We start from the raw sequence: 11,573 nt of genomic DNA on the forward strand, positions 1-11,573 counted from the left end.
TCCCTTTAAGCCTTGAATATTTGAGGATTTCCCCATGCGACTTCAACCTCCTGTGGTAGGGTAGGTATAGATTGAAGCTCTTTGTCAGGTGCTTCGTATCTTCGATAGTTGCTGGGGATTTCCCTTCATTAGTGGATTATATTACACGCCAGAATTTATATGTTTCGGGGCTCCCCGCAAAGTATCTGAATCAACTTCGAAGCAAGACCCCACTTTGTTGGGATATTTTATGGTATACAATATACCGATATTGCATTATTATTATCTGAAAACGACCCAAAGGTGATCATGATGAGAAGTTATTTTATTTTGGCGATGTGCGTGTTGTTCTTAATTCAATATTTTGTTCAATCGGAGTGGTTACTCTATATATTGGCGGTTTTTGCGAGTGTTGCTTTTATGGGAAGCCTGACATTGGCGAGGACGGTTCCCCGCGTTTTTAGCATCCTTATGTTTATTGCCGGCGTTGTACTGACTGGGTTAAAGGGACAAGGACTGGACGCTATCGCGCAAGGAATCACATCCAACATTCCATTGCTGACTCTTTTGGTTTTAGTGCCTTTATTATCGATCCCATTTAAAATGGGTGGTTTTTTTGATTCCATATTGATCTATTTAAGAAGATATCAGAATAAACCGGGAAAAATGTTTGCTGGAATAACTGTGGTGCTTTTCTTCCTGGGTCCTATACTTAATCTGGGTTCCATTCGAATAGTCCATGAGCTGCTCAAGGACTTGCGGTTAAATGCTGCCTTTTTGTCCAAAGCATATCTTGTAGGATTTTCCACAACCATTTTATGGTCGCCCTATTATGCAGCGGTGGGGGTAGTGCTGCTGTATCTTCATGTATCAATCGGGAGCTATATGGCTTATGGATTTGGAATAGCCGTTTTATTTTTGCTTATCGGTAATGTGATGTTTGGACTCTGGGCAAAAAGGAATAAGCTCGAAACAAATTATAATGAAAGTGGAGCAATCACACTTGACCATCGTAAAAGAATGAAGCTGCTCCCTGTTGTAATCATTGCGCTGATGCTCATAACCATTGCTGCTGAATACGTGACTCATTGGTCGATGCTCGTATTAGTTAGTCTTCTGGCCCTTGTATTTCCGCTGCTCTGGTGTATGTTCTCGAAGCAATGGGGGATATTCAAGCATCAAATTATCGAATATCGGGATAAGGCTGTACCCGTCATGAACAATGAAATCATTATGTATATTAGTGCTGGCTTCTTTGGGCAATCGCTTAAGGGATCAAGCTTTGGTCAAGGGATTCAAGTGTTTATGAATCAATTATCGCAAACTTCGTTTCTATTATTTGCCCTATTTATTATGATCACGATGGTTTGTATTACCTTTGTGGGGATTCATCAGGTGGTTGTAGTCACAGTCCTTGCCACTCAAATGGATCCTGTTACGCTGGGAACATCCAAAGAAATTTTGGCAATGGTATTGATGCTGGCCTGGTCCGCCTCCTCCATATTGAGTCCTGTAAATCCGATTAACCTATTGGTTAGCAACCTGGTGAAAAGGACGAGTATAGATGTCGGAATCAGGGATAACGGCCTCTATTTACTCATTGTGTCTGCAATTGGACTCTGTATCCTTACGCTTTTTCATTAGTTTAAAAGAAAATGTACAGGTTTCGCTTAATGAGGATGGAATGAGGTCTCGTCAAACCATTCTAGAGAAGATCCTCATTCCATCCAATATCAGCATATCATTCCTGTGTTCTGAGGATTAACCTAGTAATCCGGATTGCTTGACTTCTGTGTAGAAGCGGTTGAACTCTTCAATGTTGAGCTGTTGGGCCGCATCGGACAGTGCGGCAGCAGGGTTGGGATGCACCTCGACCATGATGCCGTCCGCTCCTGCGGCCAAGGCAGCCTTCGCGCAAGGAGCGAAGATCGCTTTGCGGCCTGTTGAATGCGTGACGTCCACAAGCACCGGCAGATGGCTTTCCTGCTTCAGTATCGGAACAGCAGATATATCGAGTGTGTTGCGCGTCGCATTCTCGTACGTACGAATTCCACGTTCGATTAGCATCACCTGTTTATTCCCCCGGGAGAGAATGTACTCGGCAGCATGAAGGAATTCATCAATAGTAGCAGCGATGCCTCGCTTCAGCAGAATGGGTGTCCGTACTTCACCTGCCGCCTTCAGCAGTTCGAAGTTTTGCATATTTCTGGCTCCGATTTGAATGACGTCTATATAATCGCAGGCTAGCTCAATATGAGCGGGGTCCACGATTTCACTGATGGTTTTAAGACCAAACTCTTGGGAGACCTCTTTCAAAATTTTCAAGCCGTCTATTCCTAAGCCCTGAAAATCATATGGAGATGTTCTCGGCTTAAACGCACCTCCGCGCATTACCGTAATTCCCTCTTGTTTCAGAGCAGCTGCGACTTGCCGAACTTGCTCGTAGCTTTCGACTGAGCAAGGTCCCGCGACCATTACCGGGCGACCCCCTCCTACAGCAATATCCCCGATAGTAACAACGGTGTCTTCCTTTTGCCTTTTCCGGCTGACAAGCAGATGATTTTCTCCGATTTCTTGAGTAATCAGAGCTTTCTCAGATAACAAGTCCTTCAATTGCAGGTTGATTTCATCTAATCGTTCTCTTAATTGCACAGCATGTAATTGACTCATACCCATTCAGCTCCTTCAAATAAATGAATGTTGGAAAACGCAAAAAAACTCCATCGCAAGGGACGAGGAGCCGTGGTACCACCCTTATTAGAAAATCACCCTTCAGGACAAATTGAATGGAAGGAATGCTTTTCTCACTTTGAGCCCGTTAACGTCGGGATTACGGGTACTCCTAGAAGCTGCCGGGGAAAAAGCAACTGTTCAGAGACCAGCTCAGGAGTGAACTTCGGCGGACTGTTCGTTCGGGTGCTTTCAATCGGTGGCACTCCGTCCCTGTAATGAACCTGTTCCGCGTACTCTTTCCATCATCGCTTGTTTGTTAATGCAGTTGATTAATCTGGTTTTCGTATGATTAAGATGCATTGTAATCCAAAATGAGATGAGGATGCAAGAAGCTGAATTAACGCAGGTCTGCTTTATTGCTGCGAAGCAGCTAACTCATCCATGAAGGAGACAGGGCAGCCTGTTGTCTTAGTTTAGTATATGCAGGGGTTGGCAATAATGGAATTCATAATAACTGGAATATAGGTGAATTTTTTATGAATCCTCAACGTTTTTCTTTTTTACAAATAAGCACCATTCTGATGCTTTCCATCGGCATGATGAACCATGTCATTGTAATCCCGGTTCTAATGGAGGTTTCAGGTCGGGATGCCTGGATAAGCGTGCTCGCAGCAACCATTGTTTTCGTTCCCATATTTTTTTTGATAGCCTACATTATTCAAAAGACGACTGGTAATCGGAATTTATCTATTATTGAGTGGCTTCGCGAGAAGTACGGCAAATGGGTAGCTGGCTGTATCGCACTCGTACTTACTCTTACACTGTTTACGTCAGCGCTGTTTACGGGAAAGGACTTTAAAATTTGGACGAACTCCTCTTATTTACCTCAAACGCCGCCTAGTGTCATTGCAATTATTCTTGTTGGGGTGGCGTACTACATATCGCTGCAAGGGATTCGTGCTATAGCTTATAGCTCTGCTATACTTTTGCCGCTTGTTATTATATTCGGCGAATTTGTCATGGTTTCTAACTATCCCCACAAAGATTACTTGATGCTGTTTCCACTTTTTGAATACGGAAAATCCCAGGCCATGAACGGCATTCTTTTTGTAGGCACGGGGTTAATCGAGGTTATGTATTTAATTTTTTTGCAGCAGCACATTAAAGCGAAGATTAAGAAACGGCATGTTGTTATTCTAGGCTTAATAATGGCGGGATTGACTATTGGACCTGTGATGGGCTCTATCGCCGCGTTCGGGCCTGTTGAAGCTCAAATCCAAAGGTATCCAGCTTTTGAAGAGTGGAGATTGGTTAAAATTGGTAATTATATCGAACATGTGGACTTTTTGTCCATTTATCAATGGGTGTGCGGTGCTTTCATCCGGATAAGTCTCGCCTTGAATATGATAGGAGAGCTGATTCCCAAGCGGAAAAAGCTTCTCTCAGCTTTAATAGCCGTTGTAATGGCCGTATTACTCATTAGCGAAATTGGAGATATTACCTTTCTCTATATAATGAAAACCTATTATTTTCCCATCACGTTTTACACTTTGCTCGGTCTGCTAGTCATTTTATTCGTATTCGTTCTGTTTGCTAAAGGAGATGAGGTGCGGAAAATTAATGAGTCTTAATTCACTTAAAGTGGAATTTAAGGATTGCTCGGATGTTATTTTCTACAGCCACCCCTTTTCTGAATACTGTGAGGTGACTTTGGTATATTGCAGTACGCTTTGTGATGCGAAACTTATCAACGATATGGTTCTGCCGGCATTGATGCGCATCTGGAGCTCCACTACATTCGCAAACGTTGATAGTATTAACACGGCTAAAGATATTAATATGCTCTACGAAACATCAGGCTCTGCATACAGCTCCAAAATTTTTACCGGACATGTCATGATATGGTTTAGTCATTTGGAAGCTGTCTTTAGCTTAAATATTGAAAAAATTCCTAACCGCAATACGGAAGAGACCAATATCGACGTATCCATTCGTGGAGCTAAAGATGGTTTAGTCGAGAGTTTTGATACGAATGTTGGCTTGATCCGCAAAAGATTGCCCACATCAACACTGGCTCTGGAAAGCTACAGGATTGGAGCAGATAGCCAAACCAGGGCAGGTTTGATGTTTCTTAAAGATAAGCTTGATGCAACGATTCTGGAAACCATCCGTGAAAAGCTGGCCAAGGTGCAGCATAAGCTGGATGATCTGTCCAGCGCTACGCAGCTGGAGGAAATTATTTCGGATAAGCCTTACAGTATATTTCCACTTACGGCTTACTCCGGCAGAGCCGATTTCATAGTCTCCTGCTTGATGAAAGGAAGATTCGTAATTCTATTGGACGGTGTACCGGGGGCTATTATAGCTCCTGCTTCCTTATCGTTGCTTTTAAAAACGCCGGAGGATATGCACTTTAATTTTATATCATCGACCTTCGGACGTCTTTTGCGTATATTCAGTCTCATTTTTTCGATTTTTTTACCGAGCTTTTTTGTCGCGCTGACTGGATTTCATCAAGACCAAATACCGTTTCCTTTATTAGCAACCATTGTTATGACAAGGCTTGGCATCCCTTTATCTTCACCCATGGAGATGTTTCTCATCTTATTATTGCTGGAAACCTTTAAAGAAGCGGGCTATCGGCTTCCATCGATGATCGGACAAACCTTGACGGTTGTGGGTGGATTAATTATTGGGGATGCAGCGATAAGAGCTGGATTAACTTCGCCCTCCATGGTTGTCGTAGCGGCAATATCAATTGTGGCAGGGTCGACCTTGATCAGCCAGACCCTATCGGGAACTGTGAGCGTGTTGAGATACTTTACTCTGTTGCTGGCTTCATTTCTTGGTATGTATGGCTTTATGGTTTCCTTGCTGTTGGTCACTGTCTATTTGTCAGGTTTAACGTCTTTCGGCGTGCCTTATTTAGCTCCTGTATCGCCCATTACTTTTAAAGATATGCTAAGAGCCTTTATTATGTTGCCAAGAAAGCTGGGAGGCTTCGTTCCTGCACATCTAAGAAGAAAAGACAAAGGATAGATGACCTTGAAAAAGATGGCTTCGATAATCAAATTAAAGCTGGTCATCCTGCTGATGTTTTTGCTCTCAGGCTGCTGGGATTATAAAGAAATTCATCAAATAACCTATGTAACGGCCATTGGAATTGATTATAAGGATAAAGTGTTTACGGTGTACCTCCTGGCCTTGAATTTTGCCAATATTGCTCAAAGAGAAGGTGTGCGTCCACCCAAGCATAATTCTTTGGTAGGAACAGGAAAAGGGGCTACGGTTACCGAAGCGATGTTTGATTTGTATAACTCGGAGCAACAGCGTGTTTATTGGGGACACGTATCGACAATGATTATAGGGGAAGCCGCGCTCAAGGAAATTACAGTCGAGCAATTGACCGATACCATTAACCGATACCGTGAAATCCGCTATAACATCTGGATCTACGGAACCGATGTACCGATTAATAAATTATTGGATATTCAGCCGAACTTCGGTTATTCTCCCTATGATTCCAAATTAATGAAGCCGGATAAAACGTATAGTCAATTCTCCACCATAAAACCCATGTATTTATATCGTTTTTTATCCGAGTATTACGAGAGGGGAGTAACAGCAATGCTGCCCAAGCTTGTATACGAAAAATCCCATTGGACGGAAAACAGCAAACCAACGCCTCATCTTGTCATTGATGGAGCTTACTTTTACTCCTATAAAAAATTCCGCGGGGAAGTCTCTTTCTCTCAAATGAATGGTAAAAGGTATTTGGACATAGAGGCGGAGCGTATGCTTATAACGATTAAGCAGAATGGGCAAGCGACCGCAACCTTTGTATTAAATCGACCGGAAATAATAACCAGGCACACTATTCAAGATGGACAAGTTTATTACGATATAGAAATTCTTTTGACAGGTTATTTGGATGAACTAATCAAAGAGATGAGCCAAGCAACGATGAATTCACTTTTACAGAAAAAGGTGGAGCAGGAAGTCAGGAAAACGTTTGAGGCTGGAAAGAAAATAAAAGCAGACATATTAAATTTGAATACGCCTGTATTTCGTTTTGATTTTTCGGACTGGAACGAATTTATTTGGCCGAATCCGGACATGGATAATATTCATATCAGAAATATTGATGTCAAAGTGCTGATCAAATACACGGGGAAATATAAGGGAAGAATTGATTGATGAATTACAAAAAAATGGAAAAAAAGCCCCGTGAGCCAATCTGGCCAAGGGGCTATTTCCTTATGTTTTATGTTTCTACTAATGAATGTCTTTCTTCTTGAACCGTCCGCCTTTGACGTCATGGATGTTGCCAATTGCAAGAAAAGCTTTAGGATCAAGCTCGTCGACAATGGATTTAAGCTTAGCTTCCTCCAGACGGGTGATGACACTGAAGATGACCTTTTTATCATCGCCGGTAAAAGCTCCCGAGCCATTCAGATAAGTTACGCCGCGTCCAAGCCGGAAGGTTATAGCTTCACCGATTTTCTCATACTCATCGCTGATCAGCCAAACCGATTTGGATTGATCCAATCCTTCGATTGTAATATCAATCAATTTAAAAGCAATATAATACGCAATTAGTGAATACATGGCATGATCCCAACCAAATACAAAGCCGGCGCTGCCGAGAATGAAAAAGTTGAAGAACATGACGATCTCGCCCACTGAAAACGCGGACTTCTTGCTAACGAGAATGGCGACTATTTCTGTACCATCCAAAGAGCCTCCTGAACGGATAACGAGACCAACACCGATTCCCAGTATAATACCCCCGAATACGGCAGCGAGCAGAGGATCGATGGTTATTGGCTTCACAGGATGAAGAAGCGTAGTTCCGATAGACATTATAATAACGGAAAACAGGGTTGAAAAGGCAAAGGTTTTGCCTATTTGCTTATACCCGATTAATAAAAAAGGCAGGTTCAGAATAACCAGAAACACACCAAGCGGTATATTAGTCAAATGAGAAATGATGATGGAAATACCGACGATCCCGCCGTCAATGATGTTGTTAGGTACAAGGAATATTTCCAAACCTACTGAGAATAAGGCGGATCCAATTATCATTAAAAGGGTGCGACGCAAAAATTTGGCCCAGGATTGCTTGCGATGCTGGGAATGGGGCTGTTCATTTTGATATGTGCTGGATGACATGTAGGGCTCCTCTTTTCCGAATCTCATTCATTTGTATTGTAGTTTAACGTTATGGATTTGAATGAGTGCGGTATGTAATAGAGGAAAATTTAAGAATAGCGAGCAGATGCCTCTTGAGTAATTCACGAATTCTGGAATGCACAAAGTATAAGAAAAGGACAAGTAACAATAAGTAGAAATAAAATGATTCCAATGGTGAGGTTTCGTTTCTCGGCAGTAATGATTTATGTAGATATAAGGATTGTTTGGACAATGAAGGCTCCAGGTGCATGAAGGTATGAGTATCATTATATTGCCCTAGTGCGCTCTGTTCATACGGGAGATGTTGAGAAATGGGAGGAGTCAACGGAAAGACGAAGAAACCAATGATGATCCAAATTAATACAATCCTATGACGTTTTCGTACATGCAAAAGTAGCCCCTCCAAACCCCGAAAATCCTAGTTGAATTGCTTGAATTGTAGCATTTTCCGATAGTCTGAGTCAAACCAGAAGAGCCTGGGCCAACGTGACGACTCATTAAATCTTCAGCTAATTTTAAAGTTAAATTAATAAAGCTAGTCCATAATGGGGTCTATCAGCAGCAACGCTGAAGGAGTAAACCACATCTTAGATACTACAACTTTAGAAAGGGAGTCATACTATTGAACTACAAATTATCGAACCGTAAATGGATGGTAGCTACCCTGCTATTATTTGTTGCATTAGTCGTTTATATTACTGTGTATCCTCCGAAAAGTACGGCAGCAGAAACTTTGGCTGTAGTTAATGGAGTGAAGATCGACAAGGAGCAGCTTTATAAAACAGTGCTTGCAAGCAGCGGCGCACAAACAGTGAACAGCATGATTGAGAAGGAACTGATCCGGCAGGAGGCCGTGAAGGCGGGCGTTCAGGTTCAGCCTGCTGACCTGGATAAGGAGCTGGCAACCTTGAAGCTTAATTTCCCTTCCGAGGCGGAGTTTAATCAAGCCCTTGCTGCGAATGGTCTTACGCTGGATAGCTTGAAAGAAGAGATGATGCCTCAAGTTATGATGCAAAAAATATTGGAGCCGCAAGTGACAGTCAGCGACGATGAGATTAAGCAATATTACGATGCCAATTTGGAAACTTTAAAAATCGCAGAGCAGGTTAAGGCATCCCATATTCTAGTTGCTACTAAAGAAGAAGCAGATGCGATTTTGGCTGATTTGAAGAATGGGGCAGATTTTGCAAAGATAGCGCAAGAAAAGTCTCAGGATGAGGGCTCGAAGGAAAATGGCGGGGATCTTGGCTTTTTTGGACGCGGGACAATGGAAGCTCCTTTCGAAACTGCAGCGTTTTCCTTGAAAGTCGGCAGCTTAAGTGATGTGGTTTCAACGGATAGCGGCTTTCATATCATCAAAGTAACGGATCATAAGGATGCATCGACTCCTACCTTGGAAGATAAGAAGACAGAAATCCATGATAAGCTGGTCAGTCAGAAAGTAAGCGAAATGTCGAGCACTTGGTTGAACCAGAAGAAATCCGAGGCTACAATTGAGAACTATTTAAGCAAGGGTGCGGCAAGTTAATTTGAGCTAACGTTGGCGCACATAGGCGTTACTTGCAGGGACTGCTTTCCAAGTCTAAGGACTTAGGGAGGCGGTCTTTTTTTTGTGATGTAAAAGTGGTTTATTTGTCCAGATTTGAAACTGAAAATTTGCTGAAAGAAAGCTGAATAAAAGCTGATAGCCAATCCGAGTTTATTTTCTCAATTTTCTTGTAAAACGCAGTCACAGCAAGGCTTTAGCACTTTCAGGGTTCTTTCAGCTAGCCATCAAGTTCAATTCAGATACAACCATCATAATGAAATCATTAATAAACCAAAGAAGAAAGAGGCGCGGTACGGCTACAACATCCAAAACTAATTCGTATGAGCAATCTGTATGCTTACATAGTCACAACGATATAGCAGGAGATAACGATGTGATTCGTGTAGGGTAACAGGATTCGGCTTGCGTGCGTAATTTGGGCGAAGGTCATTAAGTAAAAGAAAGATACTTGCGTTAGTTGAAGCCAAGTTTTAAGTTGGGGAGGCATATCGTTCATGAAGAAAAAAGGAATTATTATAGCCATAGCTGCTGTAGTAGTATGCGGTGGCGGCACCTACGCTTATTTAAATAAGGGAACGTTGTTTCAGAGCAAGCAGCAAACGGCAGTAAAGGAAACAACGTATACGGTTAAAAAGGGCAATATCCGCTCGGTTATTTCAGGTACAGCCCAGCTTGAGGCGCAAGAGCAGCAGACGATTGTTCCCCCCAAGGAAGGCATGATCAAAACAATCAACCTTACTCGAAATCAAACGGTGAAGAAGGGAGATTTGCTTCTCGAGCTTTCCGACTCCTCCTTGGACGAGAAGCTGGATCAAGCAAAGCTGACACTCAGCGGCTATCAATCCGATATGGAGGATTTACAAACCCAATCCGCAGCGTTGAAGACCTTTGCGCCAGCCAGCGGTAAGCTAATTCTTTCAACTAATATCAGCGAAGGTGCATCGGTTTCCAAATCCACTAAAATTGCCACGATTGCGGATACAGATACATTGACGGTCACCCTTCCCTTTTTGCAAGAGGAAGCCGCACAAATTCACAACGGAGATAGTGTCCAGTTAACTATTGATGGGTACATGCTAACCAAATCAGGCGTGGTCAATTCGGTATCCCAGTCCGTGAAGTCCGATGCGAAGGGCAATCGGTTGATTGACGTAGCCATACGTGTTGATAATGACGGATCGATGGATGCCGGCCAAACTGTGAAGGGCTCTATTACGGTCGAAGGCTTGAAGATTGAATCGAAAGGCTCAGCCGCTTTGCAATATAAAACCTCGGTTACGGTATTGGCAGGGGTAACGGGTACTGTGGATCAACTGGTAATTAAAGAAAATCAAATGGTCAATAAAGGTGATTTGATCGATACGATCATAAGCGACACACTGAAAAAGGACATTACAAATAAACAAAATCAGATCGATCAATCCCTCAAGAGCATTAAAGACATAGAGGATCAGATTGAGAAGCTGAAGGTTCTTGCGCCCTTTGACGGAGTATTCTCTACTGATTTCGTCGACCAGAAGAAAAATGTGCTGACGGCTTATCCAGTAGGAACAACCATTGCCAGCAATGTACAGCTTGGCGCTGTAGCCAATCTGGAAACTTTGCAGCTCCCGATCAAGGTAGATGAGCTTGACCTGCCCAAAATCAAAGTTGGACAGAAAGCGGAGGTTAAGGTGGATGCTGTAACAGGCAAAGTATTTAACGGCGAAGTAACTCAGGTGTCAACCGTAGGAACGGTTACCAATGGAGTTACCTTCTATACAGCAGTAGTAACATTGAAAAATGTATCCGAGCTCAAAAACACGATGACAGCTACGGCTGATATCATTATAGAAGACAAAAAGAACGTTCTCGTATTGCCGGTGGATGCGGTTAAACAACGGGCTGGCAAACGCATCGTTACATTGAAAAATGCCGACGGAACTACCGAAGCGGATCACGAAGTAAAGATTGGCTCGAACACCAGCACGATGATGGAAATTACAGATGGCCTGAAGGAAGGCGACTCTGTCGTTGTCCAGTCAGCCAACTCAACGAAGAAGCTTTCCCAATCTGAAATTGATGCCATGAGAAATCAGTTCCAGCAAGGCGCACGCAACGGTAACACCGGTGGTGGTGGAGGTGGCGGCGGATTCCAGGGCGGACGTCCTCCAGGCTTCTAAATCTCCGAGGGAAGGGA

The 11,573-nt window shown here is 43.0% G+C and carries 8 protein-coding genes; 6 read left to right on the forward strand and 2 right to left on the reverse strand.

From position 1 onward, the window contains the following. Positions 1-288 precede the first annotated feature (288 nt). The gene (locus NV381_RS06690) at positions 289-1,623 is read left to right on the forward strand and encodes a hypothetical protein (RefSeq protein ID WP_258212499.1); all 1,335 of its coding nucleotides are present in this window, start codon (positions 289-291) and stop codon (positions 1,621-1,623) included. A gap of 117 nt (positions 1,624-1,740) precedes the next feature. On the opposite strand, the gene NV381_RS06695 is transcribed toward NV381_RS06690, so the two are convergent. After that, on the reverse strand, positions 1,741-2,649 hold the full coding sequence (locus NV381_RS06695; RefSeq protein ID WP_258212500.1) for a bifunctional 3-deoxy-7-phosphoheptulonate synthase/chorismate mutase: 909 nt from the start codon (positions 2,647-2,649) through the stop codon (positions 1,741-1,743). A gap of 539 nt (positions 2,650-3,188) precedes the next feature. On the opposite strand from NV381_RS06695, the gene NV381_RS06700 reads away from it, so the two are divergent. The 3 genes from NV381_RS06700 to NV381_RS06710 are packed head-to-tail and all read left to right on the forward strand — an operon-like array spanning position 3,189 to position 6,849. After that, complete coding sequence (locus NV381_RS06700) at positions 3,189-4,283, forward strand: GerAB/ArcD/ProY family transporter (RefSeq protein WP_258212501.1); 1,095 nt, start codon at positions 3,189-3,191, stop codon at positions 4,281-4,283. Further along, positions 4,273-5,691: a spore germination protein gene (locus NV381_RS06705; protein WP_258212502.1), complete on the forward strand. Its 1,419-nt coding sequence runs from the start codon at positions 4,273-4,275 to the stop codon at positions 5,689-5,691. The genes NV381_RS06700 and NV381_RS06705 overlap by 11 nt, the downstream gene beginning before the upstream one ends. A gap of 15 nt (positions 5,692-5,706) precedes the next feature. Further along, positions 5,707-6,849: a Ger(x)C family spore germination protein gene (locus NV381_RS06710; RefSeq protein ID WP_258212775.1), complete on the forward strand. Its 1,143-nt coding sequence runs from the start codon at positions 5,707-5,709 to the stop codon at positions 6,847-6,849. Positions 6,850-6,927: 78 nt separating this feature from the next. Here NV381_RS06710 and NV381_RS06715 read toward each other — a convergent pair whose 3' ends face one another. Further along, positions 6,928-7,824, reverse strand: a complete 897-nt coding sequence (locus NV381_RS06715; RefSeq protein WP_258212503.1) for a YitT family protein — start codon at positions 7,822-7,824, stop codon at positions 6,928-6,930. 643 nt (positions 7,825-8,467) lie between these two features. Here NV381_RS06715 and NV381_RS06720 point away from each other — a divergent pair. Both NV381_RS06720 and NV381_RS06725 read left to right on the forward strand, forming a co-directional pair. Next, positions 8,468-9,373, forward strand: coding sequence for a peptidylprolyl isomerase (locus tag NV381_RS06720; RefSeq protein ID WP_258212504.1), 906 nt, complete (start codon positions 8,468-8,470; stop codon positions 9,371-9,373). A 515-nt stretch (positions 9,374-9,888) separates the two neighbouring features. Further along, positions 9,889-11,556, forward strand: coding sequence for an HlyD family efflux transporter periplasmic adaptor subunit (locus NV381_RS06725; protein WP_258212505.1), 1,668 nt, complete (start codon positions 9,889-9,891; stop codon positions 11,554-11,556). Positions 11,557-11,573 lie beyond the last annotated feature (17 nt).

The sequence above is a fragment of the Paenibacillus radicis (ex Xue et al. 2023) genome (genome assembly GCF_024722015.1).
Classification (GTDB): Bacteria; Bacillota; Bacilli; order Paenibacillales; family NBRC-103111; genus Paenibacillus_S.